Origin of the sequence: Paenibacillus sp. DRB1-1 (genome assembly GCF_052119485.1) — a bacterium.
GTDB lineage: Bacteria > Bacillota > Bacilli > Paenibacillales > Paenibacillaceae > Paenibacillus > Paenibacillus polymyxa_B.
Map to the genome: position 1 here is coordinate 1,160,884 of NZ_JBODQH010000001.1, position 19,149 is coordinate 1,180,032.

A 19,149-nucleotide genomic window follows, 5' to 3' on the forward strand; every position below is an offset into this window, starting at 1 on the left:
TCCCCTTTACGGATTTACTACAGACTGATGACGATCTACATCCAGATTGTTCATCTGTGGCCTACCGACAGAATAGTATGCAAAGGCAGATTGTCTGATTTGCTCCTCGCTGTACACATTGCGTCCGTCGATCATAATAGGATATTTCATAAGCTCATTCAGCTCACCCAGCCCGATTTCACCAAACTCCTCCCATTCTGTCAATAGACACAGTGCGTCGCATCCCTCTGCTGCTTCCCGTGCGCTATCTGACCACGTTACTTCCGAGCTGTCCAGCAGTCTGCGGAAGTTAGCGGTAGCGATCGGGTCATATGCACGAATTTGCGCCCCTGCTTCCAGCAGCGACTGCATAATATCCAGCGCCGGGGCATCTCTTACGTCATCTGTATTCGGTTTAAAGGCCAGTCCCCATATACCAATCGTAGCTCCTTCCAGATCACCCAGCGCCTCTTTTAGCTTACGAATCACGTTAAAACGTTGCCCCTGATTCACTTCTACCACAGATTTAAGCAGCTTGAATTCATAGTCCACGTTGCCTGCAATTTGGATCAGAGCTTGTGTATCCTTGGGAAAACAGGAACCCCCATAGCCGATACCAGCAGACAAAAAAGAGGAACCGATCCGCTGATCCAGCCCCATACCGTGTGCCACGCGTGTAACGTCTGCGCCCACCTTTTCGCAAATATTTGCAATCTCATTAATAAACGAAATTTTGGTCGCCAAAAAAGCATTCGACGCGTACTTGATCATCTCCGCCGAACGGATATCCGTGGTTACGATATTTGTCGTCAGCGGCTCGTGCAGTGTAGTCAGCACTGCGGACACATGCGGATCGGAAGCTCCGATGATGATTCGATCTGGCTGTAGGGTGTCTATGACTGCTGAGCCTTCGCGTAAAAATTCAGGAACCGAAGCCACACCAAAAGGATAGTTTGTGCGGCTCGCAATCCAATTTTGAATACGTTCGTTCGTTCCGACAGGCACCGTGCTTTTGGTGACAATTACTTTGTAGCCATTCATGGCGTCTGCCACCTCACAGGCGGCTTCTTCAATATAGGACAGGTTCGCTTCCCCGCCCGGCAGTGAAGGCGTGCCGACCGCCAAAATAACAATTTCAGCTGCCTCCACCGAAGCTGCCGTATCTGTTGTAAAGCTTAGTCGACCTTGTTCTACATTATCTTTAATTAGAGCCTTTAATCCCGGTTCATAAATAGGCACCCCACCTGCACGCAGCTCATGAATTTTGTCCTCATTCTGATCTACACAGACGACGGTATTCCCGAGTGCGGCAAAACAGACCCCCGACACCAGCCCGACATACCCTGCACCAATTACACATAGCTTCAAAGCAACTCCCCCTTTTACATGCTGTCTCATTGCATCCTGCTTTTACCGACTTCACTTCTCTATATCTCTTCCTGCAAGCCGATTATGATAAAGCGTAAGCCGTTTGTTTTGCCGATAAGACTTTAGAAAACGGTATACATACGTCGGATTGTTATAGGCATACCTCTTCCATAATCGCTTCGGTTCGCAGACCAGACGATACAGCCACTCCAGCCCCAGCTTTTGTATCGCTAGCGGCGGTCTACGAACCTTTCCAGTGATATAGTCAAAGGCAGCCCCTACTCCAATCATCACGCCACGGATGCGGTCTTTGTTTCGATACATCCATATTTCCTGCTTCGGGCAGCCTAAGCTGACGAATATGATATGCGCGCCGGACGCATTGATTTCATCAATGATCCGCTCCTCCTCATCTGGGTGAAGCTCACGAAATGGTGGTGAAAAGCTGCCCGCGATGCGGATTCCGGGGTAATCCTGTCTTACTCTTTCTTTTAAGCTCTCCAGCGTATCCGGCGTACTGCCGTAAAAATATATACTTACCTTCGTCTGTGGCGCACGTTCGCACAACTTGAGCATCAGGCTGGGACCATCTACCCGATCCTGACGCTCAAATCCGTACAGCTTAAGCGCCCATACCAACGGCATACCATCCGGAGTACACAAATCGGCTTGAGTGAGCGCTTTGTGGAACTCGGAATGATTCCCGGCTGTGACAATGGAATGCGTGTTGCAAATACACACATAGCCGTCCTTTCGTTCGACTGCCCATTGTTCCAGCGTGTGTACCGTTTCTTGAAACGTAAGTGCTGCAATATCGGCATCCGCAATCCTTCCGACTCTATATTGGGGCAGCTGTTTCATAATCACGCTCCTCCATCGCCTCGCTATATATCGCCATCAGCTGCTTTACATTCACTTCTTCCGTATAGCGTGCAGCATAGTTTTCCGACACCTTCTGTCTCATAGCTGCATAGTTTTCATAGGCTACTGCACAGCGAATCACAGTCTTTATATTTTCCAAATCATCATGTTGAAAATGGAAACCCGTCACCCCGTCCTCCACGACTTCCTCCAGTGCGCCGAGCCGGCTGCATAATACCGGAGTTCCAACAGAAAAAGACTCTACAATGGTCATTGGAAATCCTTCATACCAGATGGAAGGTACCATGACATACATAGCCCGGCTCATGCAATCCAGTACCGTGTCTCCATCCTGCTTACCGAGAAAACAAACATCTTCCTGCGGATAAGCAGCGGCCAATTCAGCCTTTTCCGGACCATCCCCAATGATGACCAGTCTCAATCCCCCCCGATCTTCCAACTGTGACCAGGCTTGCAGCAGATTGCGCACCCCTTTTTCGGCTGAAATCCGCCCCACGAACAACAAATAACGATCATTCGGGTCATACTGGGTTTTCACTTTTTTATGATGGATAAAATTCGGCTTTACCGCGATACGATCCAGCGGAATACCGCTTTCGGCAAATTTGTCCCGTGCAAACTCCGTCAGCGCAATATAGCGACTTACCTTGTGCTGCCATGTGCCGATTAGATTGTTGAACTTAATCATCGCCGCCACCGGAATCGTCTGAAGCTGTGAACCTCGATAGCATCCATGACGGATGGAGTGCAGCAGCGTGCCGTGCAGGCATTTTTCACAAACCTTATTCCCTCGCATAAAGGTTGCCGCCGGACAAATCAGCCTGTAATTATGCAGTGTCTGGACAACCGGAATCCCCAGCCGTTCACAAGCATGATAGACCGAAGGGGATATAACCGGGAAAAAATTATGCACATGCACCACATCTGGCTTCACCTGTAAAAGTATCTTCTTGATTCTTTTGAATTCCGGCAGGGACCATGCCGCCTCTACTGCCAGCTTTGCCATGTTCGCTAGCCCTCTGCTTTGAATGCTGTCGTTATGCACATAGTAATGCTCTGTCTCTATTCCTCTGGAACGCAGCATAGCCGATTCTTGCTCCACAACCTTGTCTTCTCCCCCGCTCTGCTGATAAAAGTTATGGATGATCAGCACCTTGCTTACAGGAGGGTTCATCTGTCTGCTGACCTGTTGGCTCACGTGGCTGCCCCTCTTTCCTGCGTTGATTGCATAGCGTGGTTAGAACTTCTGGGCTTGATCCCTTGATGGCTTACTATTTCATCTGCGATGCGATCCCACGACATACGTTCGACCGTAAGGAAGGCCTTCTCCGCCATACTTCGTCTCAGCTCAGCATTATCCAGTAAAGCGCCTATCCGACCAGACCATTCCTCTTCTGAAAAGCTTCTCAGCATCACTCCGCTCACTTCGTCCTCAATCAAGGTAACCGAGCCCCCGTTTACCGAAGAGATAATCGGAACACGAAACAGCATGCTTTCCAGCAGCACCATACCAAAAATATCGTATTGGGTCGGAAACAGCATCACATCCGCCGCTCCATAAACCTGCCACAGATGACGTTGCTCCACTCTTAAAAAATGTATAATACTGTCCGTTATTCCCAGTTCATGAGCATATGTCCAATAGCGGTCTGTGTCCGTCTTCCGTCCATTCCCGACCATTAACAAAAGGCAGCTAGGATGCTTTTGGAGTACCCTTTTGAACGTACTCAGCATAAAACGTATATTTCTCCGTTCCTCCAGTACACCAACATACAGTAGCACCGGACGATCTCCGATTCGACGTAGCTCATTCGCGACCTCACGGTTTTCCTCACGTTCCCCGCTTATGTCTTCACTGTTGTTACTGCTGTCACTGTCGGATGCTCTCTCTACTTTACTGCGATCCAGCCCGACTCCAAGCGTAACCACGTTGTCAAAACCTTTATTCTCTAGATAGCGCTTGGCGAGGTCGGATTTGACATAGGTACGGCGTAGAGATTTTGTTACCTTCGGCAGCAGCATAATATCGTACAGTTTGCGGATCAGCGCGTGCGTGTTATCCCGGTATGGGCCGTGATACAACGCCAGCTTATCAGGACATTTGCGGGAAAGCAGATAGGTCATGATCTGGTTGTATTCTGTAGTAATGACCAGACCATAAGCATCCAGAAAAGAATCTTTGAGAACATCTCTGTAGATGCTGTTGCTTAAGAACTTAAACCCGTGGAGCCAGATAATACGCAAGGTGCATCCTTCATGACGGTAGACCTGTTCCAGATGGGTTTCCTTACGATCGTTGTAATAAACAATATCGCAATCGTAGCCTTTTCGAACGAGTGCTTTGCCCAAACCGACTTCCTGTAAATTGTATGAGTCCCCGTTCACCTTGCTGGCAAAATTGCGGATATACAATATTTTTTGAATCATCATCAGGGCTCCTGCCATTTCATATTGGGTGAGTTATGGAGCACGGACGGTTCGGAGAACGCTGCGCGTTCCATTTGATCTTCCGATCGCTGTTGCAGTGGGATTCCTGGATATATAAAACATTCCGAGGTAAGAATCCCACTGCAAAGGCGAACGCTAGCGCTTCTTTCAGATTCAAATGGACCGCTCCGCTGCTGACCGCCGTGTCCATAAAGTCACCCCATTTAAAAAAAGGGAATGCTGGGTATGAAGTGCCCTCGCTGCGTGGATACGCGAGCAATGCATGCAGGGCGCTGACCTCGTCGAACAGCTTGTGAGCTTGGTACGGTTATGGCAAGCTCACAAAACAACATGGAACTACTACCGCTAGCTGACCAAGATGCCTTAACTATGGCTAGACTGTCGCCTGTCCAGATTGTTATCCACCGGACCCTGTCACCCTGACAGAGAACTGTACAGAGCATTAATTACGCCGGGATGCATGCCCGGCATAGAAGTTCTAGGCGATAGGGCGAAGCTATCGCCAGGCAGTTCTTACCTCCTCCACCTTATGGGCTGGGGGAAATTCTTTTTGGTGACGGCGGGACGTAGCGAAGGGTAGGATTTGAATCTGGAGAAGCGTAGCGTTCGCCTTTGACGGGGGATTCCGCCCTCTGTAGGGCTTTATTCAAACCAAGGAATCCCACGTCAACAGCGATCGGAAGATCAAATCCGTCCCGAAGCGGCCTTCCCCCTCCAACTTGAATGTTCCCCCTGCCGCTGCCTTTCCTCTGTCATCTGCATATTAAAATGATCTGCCCCTTTGAGCTGGGCAGCTGCCATATCTGCCACTAGAGTCACACTCGATTCCATCGGCACAAAGCGGTATTTGTAGGCTGTAAGCCGATGATCCGTTTCGTGAAATAAAATATCCTGAGCGTAATTTCCCCATCGGTCCTTGGGCATCAAATCAATGGTCATGCCGGCATGCGCAGAGGGCAGCAGCATATTAGAACCGTGGATACCGATTACTAATCTGCTGGCTGCGTATACCTCGCAGACCCGCAGCTCACTTTCCCGGTCAAAGCGTGTGACACGCTCATCAGAAATCCATGCCGGGAAGCTCCCGGTACGCCCAAGTCCAGCGACTGTAAAACGATGATCTGGGAAGCTTTCTCTCAGCCTGCGGAACAGCCGTATGATTTTACTGCGCTGATGATAAATGAGCGGTTTTAGCCCACGTTTGAGCTGCGGAAATTTCTGTACCGCTCTTGCGATATGATGGCTGCCGCTCCACAAGCGGTCTTCCCTCCATACAAAGGTAATGCGCGGCTCCGACTCACGCCCCTCGTCATAGCGGGAGACACCTGTAAACTGCTCAATATCAAACTGATTGGGATGTGAATATGCGGGGCTGACATACACCTCATCAAAACGCATCAGTTCCTCAATCATCCTATGATGTAGTACAGGATAAAAGTTTCGTGCCCTGCTGAACGGCACATCAACCGTCCAAATTTCAGACACGTATGCTGGCACCATCCATTCCAGCGACTTTTGCACAATGACGATGATGCCCAGGTCCGGCGATTGCTCGTATTCGCGTTGCACATTGAGCAGCTTGAGCAAAGCATGACCATACAAATAATCCATTGTGTTGATGATAATCACACGTGTAGAAGCTCTCATTTTATGCACAGTCATGCCGACTGCTAAGTCATAGGAAGGATTCATCAACGATTGCCGCAAAGGCTCTCCGAGCCATTTTCTCGACTTCGCATCACCGGTCAGAATATAGTCAGGCATTTCTACACGATAAGGTGAATACGTGGCATGACCGACCCTCATGTCCTCGAGATATTCGCGTCCGCACCCCTCACACGCAGTGCTGACACATACATGGATTCCCTGCCACAGCACCTCTCCACCACGTACCTTACCTCCACAATGTGGGCACTGTTCCTCATGCCGAACAAACGGTTTAATGGGTATCATGATTGTTCTCTCCAACTTTCGGTACTGTAATATGAACACGCCAGAAGGTCAGGATGGACTTCATCATCCAACCCAAATTAGATTTAACTTCCTTAAATAGCAAATCTAATAGGAATACTGATATCGTAAAGGACAAGATCGTCGCCACTAACGACCCTCGAACACCAAGCAACGGGATTAGCGCGTAATTGAAAGCGATATTCGTAACCGCACCCACCACCGAGGTCAGCAGCGTGTATCTGAACAAATTTTCATTGGTAATAAACAAGCTTTTAGCAACACTGAAGTTGGTGAAAAACAGACGAATCGCAAACAGAGACAACAGCGAACCTGCTTCGGTAAATTCTTTCCCATACAGCACAACCACTACCCATTGGGATAGAAAAAATAAAGGTACCGAGGTCACAAGAAAGCATATAAACATCAGGCGATATACCGTAGACAATGTCTGTCTGTATTCGTCGCTTCCTTTCTGCTTGGAGTGGGTTACTACTGGAGCATAGGCCGTTGTCAGAACAACCGGAATGAAGCCCAGGACTTCGATAAGTCGGAGTGCAACGGAGTATTGCCCAACCGCAGCGTTCCCCAGCAGTTCACCGATAATGACTTGATCGATCCGTGCCTGTACATATACAGCGGAGGATGACAGTATTAGCGGCCAGCTGTGATTCATGATTCGCCGAGCTGTGGCTAAACGGAACGTCCATCGGTTTACACGCCGTCCTTCCTTATGGAAGAAATACAGCAGCATCAGGCTCCCCAACAGAAACTCTCCATGAGCACACAACGCCACCACCCATATCGGGACACCGGACAACAACAGAATAATTTTGATGGTGGAGCCGAGAACAAAGGCAGTATTCTTGGCAACGACCGTATATTTGGACAGCATCTGCGCACGAAACCAGTAGTCGATGATATCAAACAATTGAAATACCGAGGCCGTAGCCAGGATCAGATTGATCAACCGCACCGAACTGTCTTCCGGTCTGAGCAGTGAAATGAAGGAATAGGACAGTACAATGGCTATCAGAGTACCTACCAATTTCAGCAGAACCGCCGTACCCAATAGCTCATGCTCATCCTTGGGGTCTTTGACAAGATCGCGTACTAATATAGAATCAAAGCCAAGGGTCGTGAAAATCAGAAACATCCCGAAAAAGGATTCCGCATAATTCCACTTTCCCAGTTCCTCTGGTCCCAATACTCTCGCCATGATGATGCTGACTGCCAGGCCGAACACCATGCGAATCATTTTGTCACCGAACAGCCAGGATGTATTCACCAGCAAACTTCTGCGCGGTTTGGCGCGTTTTTCGACTAATGTCATAGGTTTTACTCCATCTTGAAAAATGACCTTGCGTACAGCGAAGAGACCCCCGCCCAGGCGGATGGCCTCTCCATCTCTTACACGACGACAGAAGCTTCAACTGCAGCCTGCCTTTTTACCCGCTCCAAGTCTGTATCCACCATCATATGAATGAGCTGCTCGAAGCCTACTTCCAATCGCCAGCCCAGCTTTTCTTTCGCCTTGGCACAATCGCCGAGCAATAGATCTACCTCTGCCGGACGGACAAATTGAGGATCGATCACGACGTAATCCTCGTAATTTAATCCTACATGGGAAAAGGCAATTTGCAGCAGTTCACGCACAGAATGCATTTCTCCCGTGGAAATGACGTAATCATCCGGTTGATCCTGCTGAAGCATCAGCCACATCGCCTTTACATAATCCCCTGCAAAACCCCAGTCTCGCAGTGAATCCAAATTTCCCATGCGCAGCTCCTGCTGCAACCCCAGCTTGATACGAGCTACCGCATCCGACACCTTACGCGTTACAAATTCCAGTCCTCGGCGTGGGGATTCGTGATTGAACAGAATGCCAGAGCAAGCAAACATATCAAAGCTTTCGCGATAGTTCACTGTAATCCAATGGCCGTACACTTTGGCGACACCGTAGGGACTACGTGGGTAAAACGGAGTCATTTCTGTCTGCGGTGTCTCCAGTACCTTACCGAACATCTCGCTGCTTGACGCCTGATAAAAGCGCGCTTCCGGTTTGGCAATTCGAACCGCCTCCAGCATATTGGTGACAGACAGCGCTGTAATCTGCCCTGTAGCCAACGGCTGCGGCCATGAAGCCGCTACGAAGGATTGAGCAGCCAAGTTGTAGACCTCATCCGGGTCGGACTGACGGACGGCTTCGATCAGTGAAGCCAGATCGGTCATATCACCGGAAAGCCAGTGGATGTCATTCTGGATATGCGCTACATTTTCAAAGTTCGGTGTGCTGGTTCGTCTGCGCACCCCGTACACCTCATAATCCTTGGACAGCAGCAACTCAGCCAGATAGGACCCGTCTTGTCCGGTAATCCCTGTGATCAGCGCTTTTTTCATTCCCATTCCCCCACCGTTTTTTTATTGTTCAACCAGATCCAGACCTTGAAATGCCTGATACACAGACTTTAATCCCTCTTCTAGTGAAATACGCGCCGACCAACCCAGCTCGGAAATTCGGGATACATCTACCAACTTACGCGGCGTTCCATCAGGAGCGGAGGTGTTAAAGGTAATTTCACCCTCATAGCCGACTACATTCTTCACTCGTTCAGCCAGCTCACGAATGGAGATATCCTCACCTACGCCGATATTTACAATTTCATTTCCCTCATAATTGTTCATCAGGAACAGACAGGCTTCAGCCAAATCATCAGAATGAAGAAATTCTCGCCGTGGCGTACCAGAGCCCCATACTTCTACACTCGGAGATTGATTCAGCTTGGCTTCATGAAACTTGCGAATGAGCGCAGGCAGCACATGAGAGGTCTGGAGATCAAAATTGTCGCCCGGACCGTATAAATTCGTCGGCATCACAGAAATAAACCGGGTTCCATACTGACGGTTGTAAGACTGACACATTTTAATCCCGGCAATTTTAGCAATCGCATAGGCCTCATTAGTAGGCTCCAGTTCACCCGTAAGCAGATATTCTTCCCGCAACGGCTGCGGAGCAAATTTAGGATAAATACAAGTAGATCCGAGGAATAACAGCTTGCCTACATTCGCCCGGTATGCCGCATCAATCACATTCGTTTGTATAAGTAGATTGTCACGGATAAAATCAGCCGGATATTCGTTATTCGCCAAAATCCCACCAACCTTGGCCGCTGCCAGAAATACATAATCCACAGGCTCTGTTTCAAAAAAATGATCTACTGCCTCTTTATTGCGTAGATCCAGCTCACGGCTTGTGCGAGTAATAATATGACGGTAACCCGCATCCTGAAGCGCTCGGACAATAGCGGAACCCACCAGTCCGTTATGCCCTGCTACATATATGTTGGAATGAAGATCCATAATTATTCCCTACCTTCTTCGTGAAAATGAAAGACTTTAATACGCATCCTTGGAGCCTAGCAGCACACGAAATGTTTTCAGCATAATGATCATATCTGTGCGGAAACTGCGTCTGGATATGTACTCCAAATCCAGTTCTACCATCTGGTTAAAGCTTAGATGATTACGACCGCTGATCTGCCATAGACCGGTGCAGCCCGGTGTAACCGTCAGACGCAGCTTATCCCTCACAGTGTAATCATGGACTTCTCTTGGCAATGGGGGTCTGGGTCCTACCAGGCTCATCTGCCCACGTAGTACATTGAACAGTTGTGGCAGCTCGTCGATGCTCGTTCTGCGAAGAAAGCGACCCACACGGGTAATTCGGGGATCGTCCCGCATTTTGAACATCGCACCCTCAATTTCATTTTCCACTAGCAGTGCGGACAATCTGGCCTCGGCATCAGACACCATGGAACGAAATTTGATCATGCGAAACGGCCGCTCATTTTTTCCAATACGTACTTGATAAAATATTGCACTTCCTTTTGGGTCCTCCAGCTTAATCAGCAAAATGACAAGCAGAAATACCGGGCATAGCACGATGATTCCAATGAAAGACAATATAATATCCATGCTTCGCTTCACGAACGGGTATACGTTCCATCCTTGCCGCCGTTCAAGCCCATGAGCGACCGAATAAACATCCACTGACGCGCCCAGCACTTCGGCCTCGTTCGAGCGGGAAGAAGACACGTCTCATCACCTCGCTCCTTATTAATAAGTATTATTTATACATTGTTAAAAGAATTTTATATACTATCATTTTCCTCCTTTTTATTCATGTCAGATTGCGTTCCTCCATACCCCGCTCAGCGCGGGTATTCGAACGCTTCACATTATTAAGTACTACACCCAGAATGCGCGCCTTTACTCTTTCCAAATTCGCTTTTGCTTTCTTGACGATATCCTTTTTGACCTTCCCTGCCTGCACCACCAGAATGACTCCGTCACACATGGCACTTATAATTAAGCCATCCGGAAAGGACAGCAACGGCGGCGTATCCATTAAGATCACGTCATAATGTTCTTTTAGGTCAACCAGCAGAGCATTCATTCTGCGGGAACTGAGCATCTCGGACGGATTGGGCGGGTTCGGTCCGGCTGTAATTGCATGCAGATGGTCAATCCCCGTTTCCTGAACCACATCCTGCCATGCCTGTTGATTGGCAAGCACCCGTGTCAGCCCCGTGTGATTACGCAAACCAAACATATGGTGCAAAGAGGAGCGACGCAGATCCATATCCATAATCAGCACTTTTTTCCCCTCTTGCGCATAGGTTACAGCCAAATTGCTAATCGTGACCGTTCTGCCTTCACCCGCCTGAGCGGACGCCACCATCATAACCTCAATCGGCTCGTCTATAGAAGAAAACTGGATGTTAGTACGAAGCATACGGTACTCCTCCGAAACGGAAGACTGAGCATGTAGGGATGTAACGAGCTGATTATTGATTAATCGCGGCATATTGCCCTTCACCTACCTGTTTAGGAGTTGTAGTGGAGCTGTCAGAGCGTTTATCTTCTTTTTTCATTTTCGTAATCAGGGATAGGGTAGGCAGACCGAGTTCTTTTTCAATATCCTCTTCATTCTTAAATGTATCATCCAGTACCTCCAGCAAAAACGCCAAGCCTATTCCCAACAACAAAGAGGTGGCAAAAGCAATAAATATCTGTATAGCGGGATTACTGTTCACGGGAACTGCTGGATCATTCAGACTAGCCTCGCTTAGGATGGTGACATTGTCCATTTTCATGATAGAGGGGATTTGCCGTTTGAATACTTTGGCTACCGCATTGACGGTTTTCACAGCCTTCGTATACGATAAATCGCGGATTGTTACATCCATGACCTGTGAATCACCTGCGGTGTTCACTCTTAATTTTGACGCCAAAGCTGACGGAGTGACCTTAAGGTCGGGGAAGCTGGCGACCACCTGATCCATAATCGCCGAGGAGATCATAATTTGCTTATAGGAGTTCGTTAAGGCTATATTCGTTTGAACTACACTGTAATCAACGACACCTGCACGATCCGGTCGTGGCGTCTGGTTGATAATGAGCTTTGCGGTAGCTTCATAAATCTGTGGGGTAAAATATACATTTTTTATGCCCACTACAGTACATACCAGCAGTACGATGCTACCAATCAACCACATTCTTTTACGGATCAAACGGATGTACTCTTTCAACTGCACAAGACCAGTCCTCCCTGATTGACTTGTTTTCGATGCAATAACGCTTGTACTGATCCTCTGCATAACGGGGAAAAGAACGGTGCATGACCCTCTAATCTATAGTAAAATGTTGTATAATAGCGCATAGAAGGTCCAGCCAGCGAATAAGCACAAAATGCTCAATCATCGGTGGCCTCTTAGGGTATATAAACGAAGACATAAGTGAAAACTATGAAATAAAGATACGTTATGTAACTTACATAACTAATTTATGATACAAAACGTATCTTGTCAAGCGTAAAATTGCTTTTTTACCTTTCTTAACCTTGCCTTCAGGAGGAAAAACAGATGAATTATGGCACCCGCATCGCTGAATTACGAGAACATAAGGGATTAAAACAAGAGGAACTAGCGCAATCCCTCGGAATTACGCGGGCAGCTCTTTCTCACTATGAAAAAAATAGGCGCAAGCCAGATTTTGAGATCCTGACCAAGCTCGCTGATATTTTTGGGGTAACGATTGACTACTTGGTGGGACGTACGAGCCATCCGGCAGCAATATTGGATTCAGATGTGAGGGAATTTGTGGACCAGCTTGAACTGTCCGACGAGGATATTCTGCAACGTTTCAACCTGACCATTGACGGACGCACCTTGTCTGAGGAAGAAGCCAAACGTTTTATTGCATTTGTCCGAATGGAACGAATGATGGAATAAAGAACGCGGCCGACTGCTTTACGTCTCGCTCAAGTAAGACCAGCCGTTGGAATTTACACGCGCTTGTCCTTCCGGTATGTGGTTCCATCAGCGTCGCTTTCTAGCCATTCTGGTATCGTGATACCACATTGGAGCAAAATGTCCCGGATGTCCAAGTGGATGGCAGCTTTGTCTGCTTTCTGTACGTTGTTTCGAAAAAGAGGGTTGTTCACCCCTAATTCTGTCTCCTTGTTCATTCAGCACTAACCTCGCTTTATTATTCTTGGTCACCGGAAAGAGATTTCCCACAAACCATGTATGTATAGTCATGAACAAAACTATTATATATGAATACATACCTGCAATGTTGTCGTCTTATGACGAGAATATAAAAGGATTTTCTTATTTTTTTCTTCATTATACGTAAAGTATTGGCAAATCAGAACGATTTTCCAACAAAAAAGAACCTGTCAGGTCCTATTTTCTCCTGATAGGTTCTTTTTTGTTTTAATTCGAAATGATGTTAGGTATTCGTTATCTAAGGTCCTATATACAATCCGATCTGATATTAAGCGACCTCGGCTGCCTGGGAAACCTGAGTGCCTCCGGTCGCCCGAACTTTGTAGACATAGTGACCTCCGGCTTTTACCGTCCGATCTGTATACGTGCTTCCCGCTACTTGCGAGGCAATCACCTGATAGGCCCCGTCGGTCCCGTCAGCACGCAGCACATCATAGGAAGATACGCCTTCTGCCTGAAGCCAATTAATCTTTACTGCCCCATCCTGAACAGAGGCAGCCTTCACCCCTGTTGGAGCTGAAGCTGCGGTTTGATCTGTACTTTTGAATTCCAAAATATATTGTACCGCTTCGCCAGGACCCAGCTTTTCTTCAAAATCAAGGGCAGGAGAAGCCTTGAGTCCTGATATGGAACGTTGTGCCTGACTGTAAGTAGAACCCGCTCCAAAACGTTCACCCGTGTACAAACCGGCTTTCGGCATCGTTACCCGTACACGAACTGTCTGCGGGGTAGCCTCAAAATTCACTAGATTCACCAGCAATTTGTCTGAAGTAGCGCCGCTACCTGCCAGCGGTTTAAGCTTGGACGTATCCACCGCACGAACATACACCATCTTATCCTTGGTATCCTCTGGATTCAGCACTGTATAAGTCAGAGGTTTTCCATGGGTGGCATAGGCTAAGCTCAAGCGTCTCATGATCTTAACGCGGGTGTCCTGCCCTTGCCCGAACGGATAAATTTCTGTGTTGGCCGGGTTATGACTTTGCAGATCAAAGCCTGTTTTAAACAGCGTATAATCTTTATAAAAAGCAGCGTGCTGGATAAACATATCGGCAAACCCAATTTGCGAACGCATAATCCGGTCGAATGCGGCTGCTTGTGGCTGACTAGCCCCATAATCTGGATTGTCTCGATGCGTATCATTGGTACCGAACTCTGTGTTCAGCATCTTCTTCGCCAATCCATTGCTCGAACCGCCGAAGGTTTTTAAATTTTGGACGAAGCTGCCCCCGCCCTCTTCATTGTACGATTCACCATAGGCGTGTCCATTGGTCAAGTCGGTGACTTCCTCCAGCTGTTTACGTTGCGCTGGGTCCCGTTCCCATCCATCTGGGTCACCGCATTTTTGCGTACCTCCGGTTTGATTTTTGCACGCCTTGGTAGAGTACGTTGGCCAGTAGGCCCAGCCCGGTGCTACGGTTTTGAGATGCGGTGCCAATTGCTTGCCTTCTGTATTCAACCACTTGGCCACAGCCAGATTTACCGCCTTGGAGCGATTAAATAATCCAGGTTCGTTATCTACTTCATAATATTGAAGATAAGAACCGTATTTTTTTACATAATCGCGCAACTTTTGCTTGGCCGTCTCTGGTAGAGAACCATCTTTTTGCAGCTTAATATCACCTGTATATAGATACAAAGCAGACGATTGCATATTATACTGCTTTAACGTTTGATAGTAATCATCCACGTCCGTACAGGCCTTGCCCACATTACTGGCACAGGTGACCCTCATGACGTTGCCACTATAAGCAATGCCCAGCCACTTGAGAACGTATGGTAAATGCTTAACTGCACCCTGATCATAATAAAATTCTTTATTGTTCACATTTGTTCCGGTTAGTATATATTTACCGTGTACCGGTTCGGTCGCAGGTGAAGCTAACGTCTCCAAGCTCAAGTCATCCCAAGTCCACCACACATTTTTATCTTCTGCAGAGGAGCAGTATAGGCAGCGCGCTGTCTTTAGCTTGAGTACGTTAACACCGCTTTGCAATTGCTCTTTGGGTATATACAAATCGTAGTTGTTTTTGAAATTATAAGCACTCCCAGTACCAGATACCCCGGCAATCTGAATAATACCGGATAGCTGATGATTTGAAAATACAGCCATTTGCGGGACTGCTTTGCCCGCATCCAAAATCCGAACACGGAATATCATACCATTGGGAGGAATTTGATTCAGCTTATACTGGAGTGTCAGTTCAGGGTTCGTGGACGCATTCAAACCGGGAGGAATATCTCCACTGCTGAGCAATACCGGAACTGTTGTACTTCTCTCTGCTTCCGACAATGCTGACAATGCTCCTTTAGCAGACGATTCGGTAGAGGCAGCTGCTGCAGAAATATCGATATTTTCCCTACCAACCACACCTTTGAATTCCGCTGAAGAGTCATCCCTCTGACCCAGCTTCCATACTGGACTGGCAGCCGCTACTTTATCCGTCTGCAATTCTGCGCTTCTTGAAGGCGTGTATATAAACCAAGCGATCATCGCTATAGCTACGACCGCTAGTAGTCCAGATAAAACTACTGTATACCTATGGGATAACCATTTTTTTATCATATGATCCACCCTCTCTCCTCAAATTTTTTGACCGGGAAAGAGTATCAATCAAGGAAGAAACAAAGCGTTTTCGGGAATCACCGCTTTCGCTTCATGCTGACTTTCCCACATTAGACGTGCCATCGCATCGCCTTTTTCATCATAGTATTCCACTTTTAAATCTACCATTTTGCCTGCTTCCAAAGTAATACTACCTTTACGCTCTGTCCAGCTTTGTTTGAACCAGCTGTCAATAACCAACTTGCCGTCTACCCATACACGGATACCATCATCAGATATCGTTGTGAACGTATAGGTCTCGCTATATTGCGGTTTGATTTTACCCGTCCAGCGAACCAAGAACTGATCGGCATTCACCTTCGGATCAGCTGCATTGGCACGCCAGTTGTAGTCCAGCTTGCTATCTGTACGGATCAAAGCAGGACTTCCACTCAAATTCATATTGTTAAAATATTCGCCCTGCAGCCCGTTCACATATACCACATCAGGAACGGAAGGAGGAGACGGAGCCGGGATAGGCTCACTTTGTCCCTCGTCCGGTAAGGTCGGTACATCTGTCCCAGGTTGTTCAATTGCTGCCAGCCCATTTTTCACATCATCCCGCGTCAAACTCTTCGAATCATTCATATAATCCTGAATTTGATTTGTTGTGTTATTCTCAGTCAGCATCTTGCCCCAAGTCATGGAATATACCCATTTAGGCTGAGCCTGCAATACCTCAGAACTAGGCATCTCACCGTGCTCCCCAATGGCAATCGGTTTATTCCGTGCCAGCCCAAGCAGACCTTCGTAATGACTTTGCTTAAAATCATTGTTGTAAATGTCTACTGCCAAAATGTCCACTTTGTCATCCCCCGGGTATTTCGGGGTATACGGGACAGTATACGAATTGGGAGCATTCGGACTCCATACCCACAGCAGATTGTTCAATTGATGTGTGTTTGTAAAACGGTCGTACATGATATTCCATAGCTGATTGAAATTAGTTTTGTTTCCCCACCAGAACCAGTCACCATTCATTTCGTGGTAAGGTCTCCACAAAACCGGAACCCCTGCATCACGAAGCTGCTTTAACGATACAGCGACCTTATCCAGATCGGCAATGAGGAGGTTATACTGCGCAGTACCTGGAGTCACGTATTTGTTGAACTCTGTCTGACTTACTTTCGCCTGTACATTGGCCCAAGTCAGTGGCCTACCTGGTAGCGCTTCATGAAAAGTCATCGTCACAATACCACCGGATCTACTCCAACGGATAGCACTATCGACGACATTTTTACGTTGTGCTGCTTCGGTAGCGTCAGATTGACCAGAGATAGCTCCCATCTCATAGCCGTGTACACCTACATATGCCTGACTGATTTTTTGGACCTTGTTACTTAATTCATCCGGACTTTCCAAATAATCATGCTGACCGGTGACTATTTTTTTCCCTGAGATGTTGAGTAAATAATTGTATAGTTCACGGGCCTGAGTAGAAGCGTCCGAATTAACAGGTTGTAATGAAGCGGCATTCGCTACAGACAGAGAATCAACAAAACCGACGGGCAACAATGAAAAAAGCATAACAACGGGGAGTACACGACGTATCAGTCGATACAGAGGAATAAAATTGAATCTCACTTTCGCTCTTCCTTTCGGTAGCCAGGCTGCCATCCTTGTGGAAGGCCCTTTAGCTTTGCGTACCTGCCTTTCGACAGGGCTGCGTTTATCGTTGGAAGGAGTTTGGATTCCTTCTTACCCTAAGTATCGACTTTTATTTACCAAAATTTAATAGGTCATGTTCATGAATTTACAGGTTTTCGTCCAATTTCGACAGTTTGGGCCATGAATTTTCATGAATTCGTCTTTTTTTCGTTTTTACGAAAATAATTATGAGATAAATTGGTGACGGGAAATTTCATTCCAATCCATACAAAAACGAACAATATCCTCTTCAACCAATTCAGAGCCAGTCTGCACCTCAATAAAATCCACATCGGTCACAGCCAAAATGCTATGCTTCGTCCCTTCAGGAATGCGAACTACATCGCCAGCCTTCACTTTGTGCAGCTTCTCATTCAAAATAATTTCCGCTTCACCGCTAATAATGGTCCAGATTTCACTTCGTTTGAAATGAAGCTGGTAGCTGATATTTTTGCCTTTCCGTACGCGAATTCGTTTGGTCAATACCTCGTTACCCTCGTCATACTTGACATAATCCACAACCCGATACTGCCCCCAACGACGTTCTTCATACATTGGACGCTGATCATGAGCCTTGAGCACTTCCTTAATGCGAGGACTTTCTGCCTTATTGGTCACAAGAATGCCATCCGGGCTAGCGGCTACAATCAGATCATTCGTTCCAATGATCGCTACAGGAATGTCTAACTCGTTAATAAGACTCGTATTGACGCAATCCTCCGTTACTACACCTCTGCCCACTTGTTGATTAGACATTTCTTCTGTGAGCGTATTCCAGGTACCTAAATCCTTCCAAAAACCATCATATGGAAGAACTACAATATCCTTTTCCTTCTCGACTACTTCATAGTCAAAGCTGATTTTTTCCAGAGATGCGTATTGCTTTTGCATTTCTTCATAATTAAGCGGCAACCCCTTGGATGCCAAGATATCCAGCAAATAACTTAATTTGAATGCAAAAACCCCGCAGTTCCATAGAGCATTGCGTTCAATCAGACGCTCCGCCTGCTCCCGGTCGGGTTTCTCTTGAAAATGGCTCACTTCGCGGTAGCCTGTGCTACCTTGAGTGGCATCGTTTTTCGGAATAATGTAACCATATTTCTCTGAAGGATAGGAAGGGACAACCCCGATTAAAGCAAGCTTGCCTTCACTCTCCTGAAGCGTATGTTCCAACTGGGCTACGGAAGCGAAGAAAGCATCCTCAACATAAGGATCTACAGGCAATATTGCTATAATTTCATCAGGCGAAACACCTGCAATGGAATATAGATAAGTCGCTGTCAGCGCAATCGCAGGAAAGGTGTCTCTGCGTTCCGGCTCAACAATGATGCGCGTATTCGGCCCGACCTGACTCTGGATCATTTCGACCTGTGCTCTCCCTGTCGCAATAAACGAGGATTCTGATAATCCGTTGTCTCCCAATTGTCTCCATACCCGCTGTACCATGGATTCCGAAGTCCCCTCCGGGCTCTCCAGTACCTTCAAAAATTGCTTGGAACGGGAATCGTTGGACAAAGGCCATAATCTTTTACCGGAACCACCAGACAAAAGTACGAGCTTCATAACTCTCCACTTCCTCTCTATAATGTATGGGTGATCGGATGGGGCAGGGTTGAGTAGCCCGCTACGGGATGGATTCGATCTTACGATCGCTGTTGGACCGGGATTCATTCGATTATATAAAATCGTATAAAGGTT

The 19,149-nt window shown here is 47.3% G+C and carries 16 protein-coding genes and 1 riboswitch; of the genes, 1 reads left to right on the forward strand and 15 read right to left on the reverse strand.

Going from position 1 to position 19,149, the window contains the following annotated elements; genetic code table 11:
- Positions 1-6 precede the first annotated feature (6 nt).
- The 11 genes from ACQW03_RS05270 to ACQW03_RS05320 form a co-directional block, all read right to left on the reverse strand.
- Positions 7-1,347 carry a UDP-glucose dehydrogenase family protein gene (locus ACQW03_RS05270; RefSeq protein WP_441948573.1) on the reverse strand — a complete coding sequence of 447 codons (1,341 nt, stop codon included), beginning with the start codon at positions 1,345-1,347 and terminating at the stop codon, positions 7-9.
- A 51-nt stretch (positions 1,348-1,398) separates the two neighbouring features.
- On the reverse strand, positions 1,399-2,208 hold the full coding sequence (locus ACQW03_RS05275) for a WecB/TagA/CpsF family glycosyltransferase (RefSeq protein ID WP_441948575.1): 810 nt from the start codon (positions 2,206-2,208) through the stop codon (positions 1,399-1,401).
- Complete coding sequence (locus ACQW03_RS05280; protein ID WP_071639870.1) at positions 2,186-3,427, reverse strand: glycosyltransferase family 4 protein; 1,242 nt, start codon at positions 3,425-3,427, stop codon at positions 2,186-2,188. Before ACQW03_RS05280 ends, ACQW03_RS05275 begins: the two co-directional genes overlap by 23 nt.
- On the reverse strand, positions 3,424-4,656 hold the full coding sequence (locus ACQW03_RS05285; RefSeq protein ID WP_441952305.1) for a glycosyltransferase family 4 protein: 1,233 nt from the start codon (positions 4,654-4,656) through the stop codon (positions 3,424-3,426). Before ACQW03_RS05285 ends, ACQW03_RS05280 begins: the two co-directional genes overlap by 4 nt.
- Positions 4,657-5,361: 705 nt before the next feature.
- Complete coding sequence (locus tag ACQW03_RS05290) at positions 5,362-6,630, reverse strand: hypothetical protein (protein WP_441948577.1); 1,269 nt, start codon at positions 6,628-6,630, stop codon at positions 5,362-5,364.
- Positions 6,617-7,960, reverse strand: coding sequence for a flippase (locus tag ACQW03_RS05295; RefSeq protein WP_441948579.1), 1,344 nt, complete (start codon positions 7,958-7,960; stop codon positions 6,617-6,619). The genes ACQW03_RS05290 and ACQW03_RS05295 overlap by 14 nt, the downstream gene beginning before the upstream one ends.
- Positions 7,961-8,037: 77 nt before the next feature.
- Positions 8,038-9,027, reverse strand: coding sequence for a GDP-mannose 4,6-dehydratase (gmd, locus tag ACQW03_RS05300; protein ID WP_441948581.1), 990 nt, complete (start codon positions 9,025-9,027; stop codon positions 8,038-8,040).
- Positions 9,028-9,048: 21 nt separating this feature from the next.
- Positions 9,049-9,987 (reverse strand): GDP-L-fucose synthase, encoded by a 939-nt coding sequence (gene fcl / locus ACQW03_RS05305; RefSeq protein ID WP_071639866.1) that lies wholly within the window; start codon positions 9,985-9,987, stop codon positions 9,049-9,051.
- Positions 9,988-10,023: 36 nt separating this feature from the next.
- Positions 10,024-10,722 carry a sugar transferase gene (locus tag ACQW03_RS05310; protein ID WP_023987434.1) on the reverse strand — a complete coding sequence of 233 codons (699 nt, stop codon included), beginning with the start codon at positions 10,720-10,722 and terminating at the stop codon, positions 10,024-10,026.
- 85 nt (positions 10,723-10,807) lie between these two features.
- Positions 10,808-11,494, reverse strand: coding sequence for a CpsD/CapB family tyrosine-protein kinase (locus tag ACQW03_RS05315; protein ID WP_023987433.1), 687 nt, complete (start codon positions 11,492-11,494; stop codon positions 10,808-10,810).
- Complete coding sequence (locus ACQW03_RS05320) at positions 11,475-12,224, reverse strand: YveK family protein (RefSeq protein ID WP_023987432.1); 750 nt, start codon at positions 12,222-12,224, stop codon at positions 11,475-11,477. Before ACQW03_RS05320 ends, ACQW03_RS05315 begins: the two co-directional genes overlap by 20 nt.
- A 327-nt stretch (positions 12,225-12,551) precedes the next feature.
- Here ACQW03_RS05320 and ACQW03_RS05325 point away from each other — a divergent pair, with 327 nt between their 5' ends.
- Positions 12,552-12,920: a helix-turn-helix domain-containing protein gene (locus ACQW03_RS05325; protein WP_025720479.1), complete on the forward strand. Its 369-nt coding sequence runs from the start codon at positions 12,552-12,554 to the stop codon at positions 12,918-12,920.
- 53 nt (positions 12,921-12,973) lie between these two features.
- Here ACQW03_RS05325 and ACQW03_RS05330 read toward each other — a convergent pair whose 3' ends face one another.
- The 4 genes from ACQW03_RS05330 to ACQW03_RS05345 form a co-directional block, all read right to left on the reverse strand.
- Positions 12,974-13,156, reverse strand: coding sequence for a hypothetical protein (locus ACQW03_RS05330; protein WP_025720481.1), 183 nt, complete (start codon positions 13,154-13,156; stop codon positions 12,974-12,976).
- Between the two features lie 311 nt (positions 13,157-13,467).
- Positions 13,468-15,765 carry a hypothetical protein gene (locus ACQW03_RS05335; protein ID WP_071639865.1) on the reverse strand — a complete coding sequence of 766 codons (2,298 nt, stop codon included), beginning with the start codon at positions 15,763-15,765 and terminating at the stop codon, positions 13,468-13,470.
- A 48-nt stretch (positions 15,766-15,813) separates the two neighbouring features.
- Positions 15,814-17,388, reverse strand: a complete 1,575-nt coding sequence (locus tag ACQW03_RS05340; protein ID WP_441948586.1) for a glycosyl hydrolase — start codon at positions 17,386-17,388, stop codon at positions 15,814-15,816.
- Between the two features lie 13 nt (positions 17,389-17,401).
- Positions 17,402-17,482, reverse strand: a riboswitch (cyclic di-GMP riboswitch).
- A 155-nt stretch (positions 17,483-17,637) separates the two neighbouring features.
- Positions 17,638-19,014 (reverse strand): sugar phosphate nucleotidyltransferase, encoded by a 1,377-nt coding sequence (locus tag ACQW03_RS05345; protein ID WP_025720487.1) that lies wholly within the window; start codon positions 19,012-19,014, stop codon positions 17,638-17,640.
- Positions 19,015-19,149 lie beyond the last annotated feature (135 nt).